Raw genomic sequence first — 17,208 nt, forward strand, 5'->3', positions numbered from 1 at the left:
CCGTCCGGCCGGCGTCTCGATGACATGCCGCCAGGAAACCATCTGCGACGGATTGCACCGGCGGTTCGGCTGGGCCATGTAAGAGGCGACGATCTAGAAAAGAGCGAGCCTCATGAGAATTGCCATCCAGATGGACCCGATTGGCCCGATCAACATCGACGCCGACAGTACGTTTCGCCTCGCCGAGGAAGCCCAGGCGCGCGGTCACGAACTGTTCTACTACACGCCCGAACATCTGTCGTTCCGCGACGGCCGGGTGATGGCGCGGGGCTGGCCGCTGGCGGTGCGGCGTGTCGAGGGCGACCATTACACCTTGGGAGAGCGGCGCGACGTAGACCTGTCCGAGTTCGACGTGGTCTGGCTTCGCCAGGATCCGCCCTTCGACATGTTCTACATCACGACAACGCATTTGCTGCAGCGCATCCATCCGCAGACGCTGGTGGTGAACGATCCGTTCTGGGTGCGCAACTATCCCGAAAAGCTGTTGGTGCTGGACTTCCCCGACCTGACGCCGCCCACCACCATCGCCCGCGATCTCGACACCATCCGGGAGTTCAAAGACGCACACGGTGATATCATCCTCAAGCCGCTTTACGGCAATGGTGGCGCCGGCGTTTTCCGCCTGACCGAGAGCGACCGCAACCTGGCCTCGCTGCACGAGATGTTCACCGGGTTTTCGCGCGAACCGCTGATCGCGCAAAAATTCCTGCCCGATGTCAGCAACGGCGACAAGCGCATCATCCTAGTCAATGGTGATCCGGTGGGCGCGGTCAACCGGGTGCCGGCCGAGGGCGAGACGCGGTCGAACATGCATGTCGGCGGCCGGCCCGAGAAGATCGGACTCAGCGACAGGGACCGGGAAATCTGCGCCGCCATCGGCCCGCTTCTGCGCGAGAAGGGGCAGGTGTTCGTCGGGATCGACGTGATCGGCGATTACCTGACCGAGATCAACGTGACCTCGCCCACCGGCATCCAGGAGCTGGAGCGGTTCGATGGCGTCAACGTGGCGGCGCAGATCTGGGAGGCGATCGAGGCGAAGCGGGCATGACCCGGGCCGCGACGAACCGGCCCAGCGTCAGGGCGCGGGCGCTGAACGGCGTGCTGCGGCTCATCGAGAAGCGACGGCTGGCACGGATCGAGCATCCCGAGGAGCTGCGGCAGAGTTTCGAGCGCAGCGCGCGGCTTATGTTCCACGGTCCCCGCGGCAGCCGCTACGTCCCGGACAGGCTGGAAAACGTACCGGCGCTGAAGGTGCGGGGGCCGGGGGCGGACGACCGGGAACTCCTCCTCTATTTCCACGGCGGCGGCTATGTGATGGGCTCGCCCGCCACGCACCGGGCGATGCTGGCGCGGATCTCGGCGCTGACCGGGCGGGTCGCGGTGATGCCGGACTACCGCAAGGCGCCGGAACATCCGTTCCCGGCGGCGATCGACGACGCGCTGGCCGCTTATGGCGCGCTGATCGCGGCCGGGCCGTCGCGGCGGATCGTGTTGGGTGGCGACAGCGCCGGCGGTGGCATCGCGTTGGCACTGCTGGGCCAGATCTGCCGTCTCGGGCTGCCGCAGCCGGCGGCGACCTTCGCCTTTTCGCCGCTCACTGACATGACCTTCTCCGGCGACTCGTTTCGCGACAATGCTGTCGTCGAGGCGATGTTGCCGACCTCGCGGGCGAAGGACTTGGAGGTCATGTATCTCAATGGTGCCGATCCGCGCGATCCGCGGGCCTCGCCGCTGTTCGCCGATTTCGCGGGGGTCGGACCGGTCTGGATGTGTGTCGGGGACACCGAGATCCTGCGCGACGATACCCTGCGAATGGCCGCGGTTCTGCGCCGGCAAGGGGTGGAGGTCAACGAGGTCATTGCCCGCGACCTGCCGCATGTCTGGCCGATCTTCCAGCGAATCATCCCCGAGGCGGAGGCTACGCTGACCCAGGTGTCGGGCTGGATCAGGTCTCTTTGAGGGTCATCAGCCGGTAGCCCACTGCCTCGGCCACATGCGGCTGACGCACCGCCTGAGAGCCGTCGAGATCGGCGATGGTGCGGGCGACGCGCAAGACACGATGATAGCCGCGGGCCGACAGGCCGAACCGTTCAGCCACCTTGACCAGCAGGGCGCGGCCGTCCTCGTCGGGTGTGGCGATGTCTTCCAGCAATGCGCCTTCGGCATCGGCGTTGAGCCGCATGCCGGGGCTGTCCGCGAAGCGCGCGGCCTGGATGTCGCGGGCCTGCGCCACGCGGGCGGCGACCTCGGCCGAGCTGGCGCCGGCCGCGGGCAGATCGAGATCGGCGTAGGCGACCGGGGGCACCTCGATCCGCAGATCGAAGCGGTCCATCAGCGGACCGGAGATGCGGCCGAGATAATCTTCGCCGCAGTGGGGTACGCGGGAACAGGCGCGGGCGGGGTCGGAGAGATAGCCGCATTTGCACGGGTTGGCGGCGGCCAGAAGCAGGAAGCGGCAGGGGTACCGCACATGGGCATTGGCGCGGGAGACGACGACTTCGCCGGTCTCGATCGGCTGGCGCAGGGTTTCCAGCACCTGTCGCGGGAACTCCGGGAATTCGTCCATGAACAGCACGCCATTGTGAGCGAGGCTGATCTCGCCTGGTTTCGCGCCGCGGCCGCCACCGACGATGGCGGCCATCGAGGCGGTATGGTGCGGCTCGCGAAAGGGTCGGGTGCGGGAAATGCCGCCTTCGTCGAGCAGGCCCGAAAGCGAGTGGATCATCGAGGTTTCCAGCGCCTCGGCCGGGGTCAGCGGCGGCAGGATGCCGGGCAGCCGCGCCGCGAGCATGGATTTGCCCGAGCCCGGTGTGCCCACCATGATCATGTGATGGCGTCCGGCGGCGGCGATTTCGAGCGCACGCTTGGCGCGTTCCTGACCCTTGACGTCGCCCAGGTCGCGGACCTGGGCGACGTCGGCAACCTCGCCGGGTTCGGCGGGCGGCAACGGGGACTGGCCGGTGAAATGGCGTACCGCATCGGCCAGCGTCTTCGGGGCCAGCACCCGCGCGGCGCCGACCCAGGCGGCCTCGGCCCCCGAAGCGCTGGGGCAGATCAGTGTGCGGTGGCCCTCAGCCGCACTCATCGCCGCGGGCAGCGCGCCGGTGACGGGCACGAGCGAGCCGTCGAGTGACAGTTCGCCCAGCGCGGTGGTGGCCTCGGTCGCATCGGACGGGATGATCTCGAGCGCGGCGAGGAGCGCCAGTGCAATAGGCAGGTCGTAGTGGCTGCCTTCCTTCGGCATGTCGGCCGGCGAGAGGTTGATGGTGATGCGTTTCGAGGGCAGGGCGATGGAGAGTGACGACAATGCGGTGCGCACCCGGTCGCGCGCCTCGGAAACCGATTTGTCCGGCAGTCCGACGATGGAAAAGCCGGGCAGGCCGGGGGTGACGGCGCATTGCACCTCGACGGTGCGGGCCTCCACGCCTTCGAAGGCGACCGTATAGGCGCGGGCGACCATCTCAGCGCTCCGGGTGTGGTTAACGTTGGTTAATCAATAGCGCGGGGATAGTTGAGGAATGGTTAACGCCGCGGGGATTGGACCGCCCCCGTCAGAGCGTTTCCACCCTAATTGCCGAGTGACGGCGGGGTTGTCGCACCTGCACCGCCGGCGCGATCACCGGGTCAGAGCAGCGCGGTGAAGGCGGGCCAGGCCTCGGGGTCCTGCACGGTCTTGTCGCGGCAGAAGGCGTTGCAAAAGCCGAAGGTGTGGCCCTGGAGTTCCATGAAATGGGTGACGGGCAAGCCGGAATAGGGACAGGCGGCGTTTTCCGAGGGGCCCGCGTCGACGGCGCGGGCCGGCAACGGTGTGGGGCCGGGCCAGGGTTGCGTCGGCAGGTCGATGGCATAGGGCACCGGGTCGTAGCTCTTGGTCAGCCCCATGGCGCGCCACCGGCGGATGGCAGGGGCGGCGAGGGTTTGGGCGACATATGCCGTCGCGTCGGCGCCCACCGGTAGAGCGTAACCGGCGATCCGAGCGGCGACGGGGGCGTAGAACACATCGGCCAGGCTGTAGGCGCCGAAAAGCCACGGGCCGGATGCGCCGTGGCGGTCACGGGCCAGCACCCAAAGGGTTTCGATGCGATCAAGGTCGGCGCGAACAGCATCGGATGGGACAAAGCCTTGGTATTGATGCAGAAGCTGCATCGGGCAGTCGGAGCGAAGCGCGGTGAACCCCGAATGCATTTCGGCGACCATCCAGCGCGCCAGCGCCCGGGCGGCGGGATCGGAAGGCCAGAGCCCGGCTTGGGCATGACGTTCGGCCAGGGTTTCGGCCATGGCGAGGCTATCGCCCACCACGATACCGTCCGCGTCGCGCATCACCGGCACAAACCGCGCCGGGGCGAGGTCGGCAAGGTCTTCGGCCATGGTGCCGTCGTAGAGTCCGACCATGTGGGTGCGGACCGGCAGATTGAACTGCTCGAACATCAGCCAGCCGCGGAGCGACCAGCTGGAGAAGGCGCGGTCAGCGACGAAAAGATCATAGGTCATGGAGGCAGGTTAGGCGCGCCGGAGTTCGCGGCAAAATGATGTTTTGAGAGCAGATCATCACGGACAGTGATTGAAGCGCTCGGCGTGCCAGCCGGTGCCGCGGCGATGCAGTTCTGTGACCGAAAGGTTGTCGATGCGGTGGGAGAAGGCCTCGTAGGGGGTGAGGCGGAGCGCCTGTTGCAGCTGGCTGAGAATGGCGCCGAAATGTGCCACGGCGATGATGTCGGCGTCCGGGTTCTCGGCTATCAGCCGCGCGACGGCACCGTCGACCCGGGCGGTGAGCTCGTGCCAACTCTCGCCGCCGGGAGGGCGGATGTCGCCGGGCTGTTCCCAGAAGCGGCGGGCGTGGGCCTGATCCTCGATCTCGGCATGGCGCTTGAGTTCCCAGTCGCCGAAATGCATCTCGCGCAGGGCCGGGTCATGGGGCAGGCGTTGGCGCGGGCCGGAGATCGCATCGGCGGTGGTCACGGCACGGCTGAGGTCGGAAGAGACGACAAGCGCGTCACCGGGCAGGAAGGCTGTCAGCCGGGACAGACGGGCGGTGTCGGAAAGATCGGCGGGCAGGTCGGACCAGCCGACCATCGTTTTGGCATGGGTGGGGCCGTGTCGGACCCAGAAAACCCGGCTCATCTTGCCCCCTTGAGGGTTTGCGCCAGTCCGGCGGTGACGAGATCGACGCGGTCTGCGGCGGCGGCGAGCCCCCGGTTGAGGGTGCCCTGCGCATTGGCGAATCGGCGGGCGAGGGCGTTTTCAGGCACGCCGGCGAGGCCGACCTCGTTGGAGACGATCACCAGGTCCGAGGAGCAGGCGGCGAGGGCATCGAGCAATCCGGCCTGTTCGGCGGCGAGATCATGATCGGCCAGCAAGTGGTTGGTCAGCCACATGGTGGCACAGTCGAACAGGATCGCGTGCTGCGCCGGTGCGTCCCGGAGGCGTTTGGCGACGGCGAGCGGCTCTTCGATGGTATCCCATCCTGCCCCCCGGGCGGTCCGGTGGCGGGAAATCTTGGCCTGCATCTCGGCATCGCCGGGCTCGGCCGTGGCGAGGTAGATCATCGGCTTGCCGACGGCCCGCACCAGCCCTTCAGCATGGGCGGATTTGCCGGACGCGATGCCGCCGAGAACCAGGGTGAGTTGCGCTGCCATGGTGCCGTCCTTATCTGCGAAGGAGGCGTAGCAGGTTGCGGACAGGGAGAAAAGCATGGGCAGGATTCTGGCGGCTTTGTGGCTGGTGACGGCAGGCGCGGTGCAGGCGGCCGAGCTGCCCTCGGGAATGTCCGAGGCAGAGGTGGTGTTTCTGGGCGAAGTTCATGACAATGCCGAGGCGCATGCGCGGCAGGCCGAGCTGGTAGCGGCGCTTGCGCCGACAGCGCTGGTCTTCGAAATGCTGACGCCGGGGCTGGCGGAGCGGGTTACCCCGGAGCTGCGCGGCGATGAAACGGCGCTGGGCGAGGCGCTGGATTGGCAGCACCTGGGCTGGCCCGATTTCGCGATGTATTACCCGATCTTTGCTGCCGCGCCGCAGGCGGCGATCTATGGCGCTGGGGTGCCGCGGGAGGAGACGCGGGCGGCGATGGAGACCGGGGTCGTCGAAAATTTCGGGCCCGATGCTGAGGCTTATGGCCTGACGGAGCCCTTGCCCGAGAGCCTGCAGGCGGTGCGGGAGCAGTTCCAGTTCGAGGCGCATTGCGAGGCGTTGCCGGAGGAGATGCTGCCGGGGATCGTCGAGTTGCAGAGGTTGCGCGACGCGGTGCTGGCGCGCACGGCGGTCGCGGCGCTACGCGACACCGGCGGGCCAGTGGTGGTGATCACCGGTAATGGCCATGCCCGCAGGGACTGGGGCGCGCCGGTCTATCTGGCGCGGGTCAGCGATGCGGCGGTGTTTTCGCTGGGACTCGTCGAGCCGGGTGGCGAAGACGGGGCGTTCGACGCGGTCGAGACCGTACCGGAGGCCGAGCGCGACGATCCCTGTGCGATGTTTGAGAACGGCAAAGAGGCGGAGTGAGCCAGTTTTTCCGGGGATCGCGCGGTCCTGCAGGCGACGGCGGACCGGGAGTTGCGGTCGGAGTCATTGTTTTCCGCGAGGATGCACCGTAACAATCGGATCGAAGCTTTCGCGGAGGCCGAGATGCTGGCGGGCAAACGCATTCTTCTGATCATCGGCGGCGGGATCGCCGCGTACAAATGCCTGGACCTGATCCGGCGGCTGCGTGAACGCGGGGCGGCGGTCACGCCGGTGCTGACACGCGCAGCGCAGGAATTCGTCACGCCGCTCAGCGTGGCCGCGCTGGCCGGCGAGAAGGCCTATACCGATCTTTTCGACCTGACCGACGAGGCCGAGATGGGGCATATCCAGCTTAGCCGCGTCGCCGATTTGGTGGTGGTGGCGCCGGCGACGGCGGACCTGCTGGCCAAGATGGCGGGGGGGCATGCCGATGATCTGGCCTCGACGCTGTTGATGGCGACCGACACGCCGGTTCTGGCAGCCCCGGCGATGAATGTGCGGATGTACGACCACGCCGCCACCCAGCGCAATCTTGCGACGCTCAAGGGCGACGGCGTGGGATTTGTCGGACCGAATGACGGCGACATGGCCTGCGGCGAATTCGGTCCCGGGCGGATGGCTGAACCGCTGGAGATCGTCGACGCCGTCGGGCTGGCCCTGGCCGGCGGGCCGCTGGCCGGCAAGCGGGTGCTGGTGACCTCGGGGCCCACGCATGAGCCAATCGACCCGGTGCGCTATATCGCCAATCGCTCGTCGGGCGCACAGGGCACGGCGATCGCCGAAGCGCTGCGCGATTTCGGGGCCGAGGTGGTGTTCGTGACTGGCCCGGCGGATGCAGCACGGCCCGGCGGTATGGAGGTCGTCGAGGTCGAGAGCGCGACTGAGATGTTGGCAGCTGTCGAGGCGGCGCTGCCGGTGCATGCCGCGGTCTTTGCCGCCGCGGTGGCGGATTGGCGAGTGACCTCGGCCGCGACGTCGAAGATCAAGAAGGTGGGTGGCAAGCTTCCGGTGCTGGAGTTCGCCGAGAACCCGGATATCCTGGCGACGGTGAGCCGAATGAAGACGGGCCGGCCGGACCTCGTGGTGGGCTTTGCCGCCGAGACCGACGATGTGATCGAGAACGCAAGCGCCAAGCGGCTGCGCAAGGGCTGCGACTGGATCGTGGCCAATGACGTGCGTCCCGAAACCGGCATCATGGGCGGCGACGAGAACGCGGTGCACCTGATCATGGAGGATGGCGTCGAGGACTGGCCGCGGATGGGCAAGGCCGAGGTTGCCAAACGGCTGGCCGAGCGCATCGCCGAGGCGCTGGCTTGAGTATTTTCGGAAAGACGAAAGGGCAGGCGTGGTGCGGATCAGGCTGAGTTGGGTCGGCGGCGCCGACCGGGCGGTGGCGCTGCCATCTTACGAGACGCGGGGTGCGGCCGGGGCGGATGTGCGGGCGAACCTGCCGGACCGGAGGGAGGTGGTGCTGGCGCCTGGGGAACGGGCGCTGGTGCCGACCGGGCTGCGGCTGGAGATACCGCACGGCTTCGAGGTGCAGGTGCGGCCGCGCTCGGGGTTGGCTCTGAAGCACGGGATCACCTTGCCCAACAGCCCCGGCACGATCGACAGCGACTACCGCGGCGAGCTGGGCGTGATCGTTCTCAATGCAGGCACCGAGCCGTTCACAGTGACGCATGGTGAGCGGATCGCTCAACTGGTGGTGGCGCCGGTGGTTCAGGCGGGGTTCGACATGGCTGAGGAACTGAGCGACACGGCGCGCGGTGCGGGCGGGTTCGGCTCGACCGGGCGCGTGTAGGGGGCGCGGCGGATGCTGCTGGTTTTCGGTCTCGCGGCGATGATCTGGGGTCTGGGGCGGCTGATGCGCTGGCCCGTGGGCATGGTCTGGGGACTGATCGGGCTGTTGTGGCTGGCGGTCTTTGTCATGCATCTGGTTCTGCCCGACGGCCATGCCCTGCGGATGGCGACGGGAGAAAGCCCGGTGCTGTGGGGGATGATCGGGGTGTTTGCCGTGGCGGCGACGGGATATGCTCGCGGTCTTGGCTGGCTGAAGGCGCGGGCGCAGGCGCCGGCGGTGGCCGGGGGTGAAGCGGCGCCGGGAGCGTTTTCGGAAACCGAACTGAGCCGTTATGCCCGCCATATCGTGCTGCGCGAACTGGGCGGGCCGGGGCAGAAACGGTTGAAACAGGCGAAGGTGCTGGTGATCGGCGCGGGGGGCTTGGGGTCGCCGGTACTGCTCTACCTCGCGGCGGCGGGGGTGGGCACGATCGGCGTTGTCGATGACGATGAGGTCGACGGCTCGAACCTGCAGCGGCAGGTCATCCATTCCGATGAGACCATCGGGATGTCCAAGGTATTTTCCGCGGCGGAGCGGATGCGGGCGCTGAACCCGTTTGTCGTCGTGAAGCCCTATCAGCGGCGTCTGAACGAGGAAATCGCCGGGGAGCTGTTTGGCGAGTATGACGTGATCATCGACGGGACGGACAATTTCGACACCCGTTACCTGGCCAATCGGGCCGCGGTTTCGGTCGGCAAGCCTTTGATTTCCGGAGCGATTACCCAATGGGAGGGGCAGCTTTCGGTGTTCGATGCGGGCGGCGGTGCTCCGTGCTATCAATGTGTCTTCCCTGAGGCGCCTGCGCCGGGGTTGGCGCCGAGTTGCTCCGAGGCGGGCGTGGTCGGGCCACTGCCAGGCGTGATCGGCGCGATGATGGCGCTGGAGGCGGTGAAGCTGATCGCCGGGGCGGGGCATGTATTGAAAGGTGAGATGCTGATCTATGACGGGCTGTGGGGCGAAAGCCGCAAGATCACGGTAAAACGGCGCGCCGATTGCCCGGTTTGCGGCGGAGCGCGCGGCGGGTAGTCTGAGGCACGTCATTTGCGGAGTTGCCACGATGAAAGCCGTGATCTGCGATCGCTACGGCCCACCCGAGAGCCTACACCTTGCCGACGTTTCAGTGCCGGACCCAGGGGCGGGGGAGGTTCTGGTGCGGGTGCATTGCAGCACGGTGAACCGGACCGATACCGCCACCCTGCGCGGGCATCCTTTCTTTGCCAGGGCGATGACGGGCTGGTGGCGGCCGCGCCACCGGATCACGGGGATGGATTTCGCGGGTGTGGTAGAGCGCTGCGGCGCCGGGGTGGAGCGGTTTGCACCAGGTAACCGGGTGTTCGGGATGTCCCCCGAGCGGTTCGGGGCGCATGCAGAATTTATCTGCGTGCCGCAGAACGGCGCCGTGGCGGTCATCCCTGACCCGGTACCGATGGACGAGGCAGTGATCTGCGAGGGCGCGTGGTATGCCAGTTCCACTGTCAAGCGACTGGCGCGCGGGCAATCGATCCTGATTTACGGCGCGTCGGGCGCGATCGGCACAGCCGCGGTGCAGCTGGCCCGGGCGCGGGGGGCGCATGTGACCGCGGTTGTCGGGCCGCGGCACCTGAGCCTGGCACGGGATCTGGGGGCGGGGCAGGTTCTCGACTACACGGTCGAGGACTTCACGGCGATCGGCGAGACCTTTGACGTGGTGATGGACGCGGTCGGGCATACGTCGTATTTCGCCTGCCGCAGTTTGCTGAAGCCTGGCGGGCTGTATTGCGCCACCGATCTGGGGCCCGTCTGGTCGAACATCTGGCTGGCCGCGTTGCGCGGCGGACGGGTGGGCGTGCCGTTTCCGACCGATGCGCCCGGGTTCGTCCAGGACCTGGCCGGTCTAATGCAGTCCGGGCAGGTCAAGGGCGTGTTCGACCGGCGCTTTGCGGTGGACGATGTCATCGAGGCCTTCCGCTTCGTCGAAACCGGGCACAAGACAGGCATTGTGCGGCTTGATCTGGCCGCTTGAACCGCGGTGTCCGGATTGTGGCGGCCGGCGTCATACCCTATGTCTGTGCGGCAGCGAAACTGGAGAAACCCGAGATGACGAACCCGCTTTTGGCCGATTGGCAGACACCGTTCGGGATTGCCCCGTTCGACGCGATCTCGGATGCCGATTTCGCGCCGGCGCTGGAGCAGGCGCTCGCGGTGCATGAGGCCGAAATCGCGGCCATTGCCGAAGATGCCCGCCAGGCCGATTTCGACACCGTGATCGGGGCGCTGGAAGCCGCGGGCGAGGCGCTCGACAAGGTGCTCGCGGTGTTCTTCAGCGTCGCCGGGGCCGACAGCAACCCCGAGCGCGAGGCCTTGCAGCGGGCATTTTCGCCGAAGCTGGCGCGGCATTTCGCGGCAATTACCGCCAACAAGGCGCTGTTTCGGCGGATCGAGACGATTTGGGAGCGGCGTGAGCAGCTGGGTCTGACCGACGAGCAGGCCCGCGTGCTGATGCTGACCCGGCGCAATTTCGTGCGCTCGGGCGCGGCGCTCTCCGGTGCGGACGAGGCGCGGATGAAGGAGATCAAGGCACGGTTGGCCGAACTTGGCACCGCTTTCACCCAAAACCTTCTGGCCGACGAGCGTGACTGGTTCATGGAACTTGGTGAGGAAGACCTCGAAGGGCTGCCCGGCTTCGTCGTGGCTGCTGCCCGCGAGGCCGGTCGCGAGAAGGGGGTCGACGGCCCGGTGGTGACGTTGAACCGATCGCTGATCGTGCCGTTCCTGGAAAGCTCGCCGCGGCGTGATCTGCGGGAAAAGGCATTCCGGGCCTGGGCGGCGCGGGGGGCCAATGGCGGCGCGACCGACAATCGCGAGATCGCGCGCGAAATCCTCGCGCTACGCGAGGAACGGGCGAAGCTGCTGGGGTACGGAAATTTCGCCGAGTTCAAGTTGGAAACCGAGATGGCGAAGACGCCGGACGCGGTGCGCGAGTTGCTGGTGGCGGTGTGGGCACCGGCCAGGGCGCGGGCCGAAGCCGATGCCGCAATTCTGGAAGGGATGATGCATGACGATGGTCTTAACGGCCGGCTGGAACCTTGGGACTGGCGTTACTACGCGGCGCGGCGGCGCCGTGCCGAGCATGATCTGGATGATGCCGCGTTGAAGCCTTTTCTGCCGCTGGAGGGGATGATTGCGGCGGCATTTTCCTGCGCCAACAGGTTGTTCGGGTTGGAGTTTTCACCTTTGGACGTGCCGCTCTACCACCCCGATTGCCGGGCGTGGGAGGTGACGCGGAACGGACGGCACGTGGCGGTGTTCATCGCGGATTATTTCGCGCGGGGCTCAAAACGCTCGGGCGCGTGGTGTTCGGCGATGCGATCTCAGGCCAAGTGGCCAAAGGAACAGGCGCCGGTGGTAATCAATGTGTGCAACTTCGCCAAGGGCGATCCGGCGTTGCTTTCCTATGACGATGCGCGAACGCTGTTTCACGAGTTCGGCCACGCGCTGCACCAGATGCTGTCGGACGTGACCTATGAGAGCGTGTCGGGCACGTCGGTGGCGCGGGATTTCGTGGAACTGCCGTCGCAGCTTTACGAGCATTGGCTGGAGGTGCCGGAGGTGCTGCGCGAGTTTGCGCGACACGTCGAGACCGGCGAGGCGATGCCGGACGCGATGCTGGAGAAAGTGCTTGAGGCGGCGAATTTCGATCAGGGGTTCCAGACTGTGGAGTTCGTGGCCTCGGCGATGGTCGATCTCGAATTTCATGACGGACCGGCGCCGGTGGACGTGATGGATCGGCAGGCGGAGGTGTTGGCGGGGATCGGGATGCCGGATGCGATCGTGATGCGGCATGCAACGCCGCACTTCGCGCATGTGTTTTCCGGTGACGGCTATTCCTCGGGTTATTATTCCTACATGTGGTCCGAGGTGATGGACGCCGACGCGTTCGCCGCTTTCGAGGAAGCTGGCGGTGCGTTCGATCCGGAGGTCGCCAAGGGTCTGGAGACGAACATTCTGTCAACCGGTGGGTCGGTCGATGCGGGCGAGCTTTACACCCGGTTCCGCGGGCGGTTGCCAGGGGTCGAGGCGCTGCTGAAAGGCCGGGGGCTGGTTCCCGCTGGCTGAGCCCGCAAGCGGTCACACGCCAGGCAGGTGGCGATCACATGCCGAGCCGGCGTTGTGTCTGTTGCACCTGCTGTTGCAGCTTGTACCCGCGCACGAGAGCGCCGGAGCCGTCGAGCGGCCACCACTCGGCGGAACCGGGCCAATTGCGCCACAGCTTGCCCCACCGGTCGACCACGTGTGAAACGCAGGTCTTGCCCCCCGGAGACGCGCCGGCACGCGCCCCGTTTGGCCAATACCAGGTCAGGTCATGACAGACGAGACCGCCGGGTTCGACAGACCACCGCCCGGCCCCGAAGTTTTCGCTGGTGTCGGCGCACCATGCCCGGGCCTGCCAGTTCGGCGCGAAGTAGATGCCACCGTTGCAGTTGTCGCCCCAGAGCTCGGTCTTGCCGGCATAGGCGGTAGCGATCTTTTCATAGCTTGCCGGTTGGGCGCCACGAGGTTTGGAATCGGCAGCGGACCAGCCCGGCAGTGCGACAAGCAGGGCCGCCGTGAGTAGCTGGAATTTCGATGGCGTCATTATCGCCCCTCAAAAAAGGTCAATACAAAGTAATACAGTCGCCATCTGGAGCAGAACGGTCAAGGCGCTTACCGTTGACAAACTGTTTCCAGAAATCGGTCTGTGGTTGTTGCGGGGCGGGCGGCGTCAGATCGTCTGGTCATAGTCCCCGACGCCGGGCTCGGTGCGGATGACCGCGTCGATATCGGCGAAGATGGCGCGCATTTCGGCCTCGGAGTCGCTGCTTTCGCAGACGACCACGAGATTGGGGGTGTTGGACGACGCGCGCACCAGGCCCCAGGAGCCGTTGTCGAGGATGACGCGGGCGCCGTTGACGGTGACAACCTCTTTTATAGTTCGGCCGGCGAAGGTTTCGCCGGCGTTGTATTTGGCGACCAGCTTTTGCACCAAGCGGTCGAGGATATCGTATTTCTCGGTGTCGGCGGCATAGGGCGACATGGTGGGGGTGGACCAGGTCTTCGGCAGCGCCTTGCGCAGGTCGGACATCGACTGGCCCGGGTTGCGGTCCATCAGTTTGCAGATCTCGACCGCGACGCGCATGCCGCAATCGTAGCCGCGGCCGATCGGCTCGGCGAGGAAATAGTGCCCGGATTTCTCGAATCCCGCCAGCGCGCCAATCTCTTTCACCCGGCGCTTCATGTGGCTGTGGCCGGTCTTCCAGTAATCGGCGGTGACGCCGTTCCTTTGCAGCTCGGGGTCCGAGGCGAAGAGGCCGGTGGACTTGACGTCGGCAACGAAGGTCGAGCCGGGATAGAGCTTCGACAGGTCGCGGGCCATGATGACTCCGACCTTGTCGGCGAAAATCTCCTCGCCCTCGTCGTCCACGACACCGCAGCGGTCGCCATCGCCGTCGAAGCCAAGCGCCATGTCGGCACCGTGAGCCTTCACGCTGTCGGCCATGTCGTGCAGCATCTCCATGGCTTCGGGGTTGGGGTTGTAGTTGGGGAAGGTGTAGTCGAGTTCGTTATGCGAGGGGATCACCTCGACGCCGAGGCGTTCGAACAACTCGGGGGCAAAGGCCGAGGCGGTGCCGTTTCCGGTGGCGCAGACGATGCGCAGCTTGCGGGTCATGCGGAAGTCGCCGACGAGGTCATCGAGATAGGCCTCGCGCACGCCGTCAACGAATTCGTAGGACCCACCGGCTGCGGGTTGGCCTTCGCCGTTCAGCACGATATCGCGCAGCTCGGCCATCTCGTCGGGACCGTGGGTCAGTGGGCGCTCGAATCCCATCTTGACACCGGTCCAGCCGTTCGGATTGTGGCTGGCGGTCACCATGGCGACCGCTGGCACGTCGAGGTGGAACTGGGCGAAATAGGCCATCGGGCTGAGCGCGGGGCCGATATCCTTGACCGCGATGCCGGCTTGAACCAGCCCAACGATCAGCGCGTTTTTGATCGACAGCGAGTAGTCGCGATAATCGTTGCCGACCGCGATCACCGGGGCGATGCCGCGACGGCGCATCTGGGTGCCGAGGCCGAGACCCAGGGACGTCATGCCGGGCAGGTTGATCTCGTCGGGATATTTCCAGCGGGCATCGTATTCGCGGAAACCGGTGGGCGCGATCATCGGGTCGCGCAGAAACTCCCAAGTGTTGGGCGTGACGGTGGCAAGCGGTTTCATTGCGATGCGGATTCCTCGTGTCGTCCTGATCGGGGGGACATTACATGACAGCCTTTTGCACGCAAGGCGCGACTGTGTTCACGACGAGACCTGTTCGCGCAGGATCGACGAGGTCAGCGAGATCATCAGGTAGATGCCGGCGAAGATCAGGAAGGCCAGAACCGTGTTCTCGAAGGCGCGCGGATAGGAGGGTTCCTGCGCCGCGATCGGTTGTACCGGGACGGTGAGATAGCGCACCTGCTTGCTGGCTTCGGCCTCGGCCGCCTTGGCAGCCTCGAGTGCCGATTGCAGGAACAGGTCGGCGGACTGAAGGTCGGCCTGGGCGATGGCGATCTTGGCGGCACGGGCGGCAAGCGAGCCCTGGCCGTTCGATTCCTCGGTCATCTTGGCGTTCAGAGTTTCGAGCAGGGCGGTCAGCCGGCGCACGTCGCCCTGCGTGCCGTCGACCTTGGCGCGGTTGGGGCGCGGGTTGTCGAGCAGCGCGGCGAGATGGAGCTTCTTCTCCAGCAGCTCGGCCTCGTAGCCGGCGATCTGTTGGCGCAGAACGGCGAGCTGTTCGGCGGGATCGACGCCCTCGGTTTCCTGCAGCCGGATGAGTGCCTCCTGCGCGGCGCGGCGTTCGGCCTTGGCCTCTTCCAGGCGCTCGTCGGCCAGGCGCATCGAATCCTCACGCTTCTGGCGCGACAGTTCGTCGACGCGTTCCTCGGCGAATTTCACCAGCAGTGAGGCGTAGTTGAAGGCGACTTCAGGATTGGCGGCGACCACCTCCATCCGGACCACGCCTTCGGTGGGGTCGTAGCCGATCTTGACGTTCTTCTTATAGAGCTTGTGCATCGCCTCGTTCGAGGCATCGGGGTCGAGCCGCTGGATTGGGTCGATGGAGGAGGCCGAGAAATGCGCGCGGTAACCGTATTCGGCATCGAGCCTGAGCATCGCGTCCTTGGATTGCAGATAGGATTGCACGGCGATGCTGTCCTGGCTTGTGGCATAGTTGGACGGCAGAAGCCCGCGCATGCCGCCACCGCCGCCACCATCGGCCTGGAGGATCAGGAATTCGGTATGGGTGGCATACATCGGCGTTGCCAGCACGAAATAGTACCAGCCGGCGATAATGGTCGGGACAAAGACAAAGGCCGAGAGCCGGCTGAACAGCAGGAACAGCTTGCGGCGGCGGCGCCGGGCGATGTCGCGTTGTATTTCGGTGATCTCGGCGGCGCGGCGCTCGGCCGGGGACATCGTATCGGTCGAGGGCAGCCCGGCCTTGCCGAGCTGCACGGTCTGGGGCAATTGCACCCGGCCGGGATCGGGCGGGTTGCCGCCGGTATCGACCGGCAGCGGCGGGTCACCGCCGTCATGGCCACCGCCTTGACCGGCCTCGGTCGGAACCACCAGTTCGAGCATGTTGGCGCGCTGGAACGGGTCGATGCCGCGCAGGCGCAACTGGCGCACGGCGTCGAAATCCGAGATCGGCGCCAGACCGTGTTTCTGTGCCACGCGTCGGGCCATGCGCAACTGACGGCCGGTGAGGCCTTCGCGGCGGATCGAGTCGATATTGGTTTCGGCCCTGGTTTCGCGTGCCGAAGCGATGTCGGTGCTCCGGGGTGCGGGCCCGGCCTGTTCGGGGGCGGGCTGTTGTGTCGCCCGGGGCTCGGGCTGCCTTGCCTGATGCGTCGCGTTCGAAGCGGTGGCTGCCTGGTTCGCCGGGCGGGACGACGCGGTCGGGCGGGTCAGGGTGGTGGCGGTCACCGGCTGCGACGGTTTCGTCGTCGCGTCCGGGCTGCTGCCGGCCGCGGATGCCATGCCTGCGCCATCCGCTGGCGTGGTGCGTCGGATGCGGAATTTCCTAGCCTTGGGTTTGGTAGTCATAGAGATGTTTCGCTTCTTCCAAGGTGTCGAACATGTGCAGTTTGCCGTCGAGCAGCACGGCGGCCGAACTGGCGAACTGTTCGAGTGTCTGCGGGCTGTGCGAGACGATCACAACGGTGGTGGTGCGCAGCCGATCGCGCAAAATGTCGCCGGCTTTCCTGTTGAATTCGACATCGGTCGAACCGGGCATGCCTTCATCGATCAGGTACATGTCAAAATCGAGCGCCAGCATCAGCGCAAACGAGAACCGCGCCCGCATCCCCGAGGAATAGGTGCCCAGCGGCTGGTCGAAATATTCGCCCAGCCCGCAGAGCCAGCGGCAGTAGGCTTCGACATAATCGGGATCGAGCCCATAGAGACGCGCGATGTAGCGCGAGTTTTCGACCGCCGAATGCTTGCCGACGACGCCGCCCATGAAGCCCAGCGGGAAGGAGATGCGGCAACCACGGCGGATCTCGCCCTCGTCGGGTTTTTCGAGCCCGGCCATCATGTTGATGAGCGTGGTCTTGCCGGTGCCATTGGGCGCCAGAATCCCGATAGAGCGGCCAAGCTCGACGCGGAAGGAAACCCGGTCAAGGATCACCTTGCGCTGCGAGCCCGTCCAGAAGGACTTGCTGACATTTTCAAACTCGAGCATTTCGTGCTCCGGCTCTGCTCTGCCACCCTCTTTAGCGGGGTTTCCTTAAGGCAAGATTTGCCTCGGTTCCAATCATTATGACGGAATGGGTCCTCTTATTACAACGGGATACGGCAAAATTGTGTCTTGGCCGTT

General features: G+C 66.1%; 16 protein-coding genes. 8 read left to right on the top strand and 8 right to left on the bottom strand.

Annotated features, from left to right (window positions below; translation table 11 throughout):
- Positions 1–112: 112 nt before the first annotated feature.
- Together gshB and NO357_RS19660 are read left to right on the top strand one after the other, a co-directional pair.
- Entirely contained in the window at positions 113–1,048 is a 936-nt protein-coding gene (gene gshB / locus NO357_RS19655; RefSeq protein ID WP_306737448.1) for a glutathione synthase, read from the top strand.
- Positions 1,045–1,959: an alpha/beta hydrolase gene (locus NO357_RS19660; RefSeq protein ID WP_306737449.1), complete on the top strand. Its 915-nt coding sequence runs from the start codon at positions 1,045–1,047 to the stop codon at positions 1,957–1,959. Before gshB ends, NO357_RS19660 begins: the two co-directional genes overlap by 4 nt.
- Here NO357_RS19660 and NO357_RS19665 read toward each other — a convergent pair.
- From NO357_RS19665 to cobU, 4 genes are all read right to left on the bottom strand, one after another.
- Positions 1,946–3,460: a YifB family Mg chelatase-like AAA ATPase gene (locus NO357_RS19665; RefSeq protein ID WP_306737450.1), complete on the bottom strand. Its 1,515-nt coding sequence runs from the start codon at positions 3,458–3,460 to the stop codon at positions 1,946–1,948. The genes NO357_RS19660 and NO357_RS19665 overlap by 14 nt on opposite strands.
- A 164-nt stretch (positions 3,461–3,624) precedes the next feature.
- Positions 3,625–4,491, bottom strand: coding sequence for a glutathione S-transferase (locus tag NO357_RS19670; RefSeq protein ID WP_306737451.1), 867 nt, complete (start codon positions 4,489–4,491; stop codon positions 3,625–3,627).
- A gap of 57 nt (positions 4,492–4,548) precedes the next feature.
- Positions 4,549–5,121, bottom strand: coding sequence for a histidine phosphatase family protein (locus NO357_RS19675; protein ID WP_306737452.1), 573 nt, complete (start codon positions 5,119–5,121; stop codon positions 4,549–4,551).
- On the bottom strand, positions 5,118–5,636 hold the full coding sequence (cobU, locus tag NO357_RS19680) for a bifunctional adenosylcobinamide kinase/adenosylcobinamide-phosphate guanylyltransferase (protein WP_306737453.1): 519 nt from the start codon (positions 5,634–5,636) through the stop codon (positions 5,118–5,120). The genes NO357_RS19675 and cobU overlap by 4 nt, the downstream gene beginning before the upstream one ends.
- Positions 5,637–5,691: 55 nt before the next feature.
- Here cobU and NO357_RS19685 point away from each other — a divergent pair, with 55 nt between their 5' ends.
- From NO357_RS19685 to NO357_RS19710, 6 genes are all read left to right on the top strand, one after another.
- A complete protein-coding gene (locus NO357_RS19685; RefSeq protein ID WP_306737454.1) occupies positions 5,692–6,495 on the top strand; it encodes a ChaN family lipoprotein in 804 nt (267 codons plus the stop codon).
- Positions 6,496–6,618: 123 nt separating this feature from the next.
- The gene (coaBC, locus tag NO357_RS19690; RefSeq protein WP_306737455.1) at positions 6,619–7,812 is read left to right on the top strand and encodes a bifunctional phosphopantothenoylcysteine decarboxylase/phosphopantothenate--cysteine ligase CoaBC; all 1,194 of its coding nucleotides are present in this window, start codon (positions 6,619–6,621) and stop codon (positions 7,810–7,812) included.
- A gap of 28 nt (positions 7,813–7,840) precedes the next feature.
- Positions 7,841–8,296, top strand: coding sequence for a dUTP diphosphatase (gene dut, locus NO357_RS19695; protein WP_306737456.1), 456 nt, complete (start codon positions 7,841–7,843; stop codon positions 8,294–8,296).
- Between the two features lie 12 nt (positions 8,297–8,308).
- Positions 8,309–9,361, top strand: coding sequence for a HesA/MoeB/ThiF family protein (locus tag NO357_RS19700; protein WP_306737457.1), 1,053 nt, complete (start codon positions 8,309–8,311; stop codon positions 9,359–9,361).
- A gap of 31 nt (positions 9,362–9,392) precedes the next feature.
- Positions 9,393–10,337: an NAD(P)-dependent alcohol dehydrogenase gene (locus NO357_RS19705; protein WP_306737458.1), complete on the top strand. Its 945-nt coding sequence runs from the start codon at positions 9,393–9,395 to the stop codon at positions 10,335–10,337.
- 74 nt (positions 10,338–10,411) lie between these two features.
- Positions 10,412–12,430 carry a M3 family metallopeptidase gene (locus tag NO357_RS19710; RefSeq protein ID WP_306737459.1) on the top strand — a complete coding sequence of 673 codons (2,019 nt, stop codon included), beginning with the start codon at positions 10,412–10,414 and terminating at the stop codon, positions 12,428–12,430.
- Positions 12,431–12,464: 34 nt separating this feature from the next.
- Here NO357_RS19710 and NO357_RS19715 read toward each other — a convergent pair whose 3' ends face one another.
- The 4 genes from NO357_RS19715 to NO357_RS19730 form a co-directional block, all read right to left on the bottom strand.
- Positions 12,465–12,950 (bottom strand): DUF995 domain-containing protein, encoded by a 486-nt coding sequence (locus tag NO357_RS19715; RefSeq protein WP_306737460.1) that lies wholly within the window; start codon positions 12,948–12,950, stop codon positions 12,465–12,467.
- A gap of 126 nt (positions 12,951–13,076) precedes the next feature.
- Entirely contained in the window at positions 13,077–14,570 is a 1,494-nt protein-coding gene (locus NO357_RS19720) for a phosphomannomutase/phosphoglucomutase (RefSeq protein WP_306737461.1), read from the bottom strand.
- A gap of 78 nt (positions 14,571–14,648) precedes the next feature.
- Positions 14,649–16,436: a capsule biosynthesis protein gene (locus NO357_RS19725; RefSeq protein WP_306737462.1), complete on the bottom strand. Its 1,788-nt coding sequence runs from the start codon at positions 16,434–16,436 to the stop codon at positions 14,649–14,651.
- Positions 16,414–17,073 carry an ABC transporter ATP-binding protein gene (locus NO357_RS19730; RefSeq protein ID WP_306737463.1) on the bottom strand — a complete coding sequence of 220 codons (660 nt, stop codon included), beginning with the start codon at positions 17,071–17,073 and terminating at the stop codon, positions 16,414–16,416. The genes NO357_RS19725 and NO357_RS19730 overlap by 23 nt, the downstream gene beginning before the upstream one ends.
- Positions 17,074–17,208 lie beyond the last annotated feature (135 nt).

The sequence above is a fragment of the Marimonas arenosa genome (assembly GCF_030848945.1).
Taxonomy (GTDB): domain Bacteria; phylum Pseudomonadota; class Alphaproteobacteria; order Rhodobacterales; family Rhodobacteraceae; genus Marimonas; species Marimonas arenosa.

Bases quoted from the DNA above. Each gene is read 5' to 3' on its own strand.
- gshB (WP_306737448.1), top strand. From the start codon at position 113: ATGAGAATTGCCATCCAGATGGACCCGATTGGCCCGATCAACATCGAC.
- NO357_RS19660 (WP_306737449.1), top strand. From the start codon at position 1,045: ATGACCCGGGCCGCGACGAACCGGCCCAGCGTCAGGGCGCGGGCGCTG.
- NO357_RS19665 (WP_306737450.1), bottom strand. From the start codon at position 3,460: ATGGTCGCCCGCGCCTATACGGTCGCCTTCGAAGGCGTGGAGGCCCGC.
- NO357_RS19670 (WP_306737451.1), bottom strand. From the start codon at position 4,491: ATGACCTATGATCTTTTCGTCGCTGACCGCGCCTTCTCCAGCTGGTCG.
- NO357_RS19675 (WP_306737452.1), bottom strand. From the start codon at position 5,121: ATGAGCCGGGTTTTCTGGGTCCGACACGGCCCCACCCATGCCAAAACG.
- cobU (WP_306737453.1), bottom strand. From the start codon at position 5,636: ATGGCAGCGCAACTCACCCTGGTTCTCGGCGGCATCGCGTCCGGCAAA.
- NO357_RS19685 (WP_306737454.1), top strand. From the start codon at position 5,692: ATGGGCAGGATTCTGGCGGCTTTGTGGCTGGTGACGGCAGGCGCGGTG.
- coaBC (WP_306737455.1), top strand. From the start codon at position 6,619: ATGCTGGCGGGCAAACGCATTCTTCTGATCATCGGCGGCGGGATCGCC.
- NO357_RS19700 (WP_306737457.1), top strand. From the start codon at position 8,309: ATGCTGCTGGTTTTCGGTCTCGCGGCGATGATCTGGGGTCTGGGGCGG.
- NO357_RS19705 (WP_306737458.1), top strand. From the start codon at position 9,393: ATGAAAGCCGTGATCTGCGATCGCTACGGCCCACCCGAGAGCCTACAC.
- NO357_RS19710 (WP_306737459.1), top strand. From the start codon at position 10,412: ATGACGAACCCGCTTTTGGCCGATTGGCAGACACCGTTCGGGATTGCC.
- NO357_RS19715 (WP_306737460.1), bottom strand. From the start codon at position 12,950: ATGACGCCATCGAAATTCCAGCTACTCACGGCGGCCCTGCTTGTCGCA.
- NO357_RS19720 (WP_306737461.1), bottom strand. From the start codon at position 14,570: ATGAAACCGCTTGCCACCGTCACGCCCAACACTTGGGAGTTTCTGCGC.
- NO357_RS19725 (WP_306737462.1), bottom strand. From the start codon at position 16,436: ATGACTACCAAACCCAAGGCTAGGAAATTCCGCATCCGACGCACCACG.
- NO357_RS19730 (WP_306737463.1), bottom strand. From the start codon at position 17,073: ATGCTCGAGTTTGAAAATGTCAGCAAGTCCTTCTGGACGGGCTCGCAG.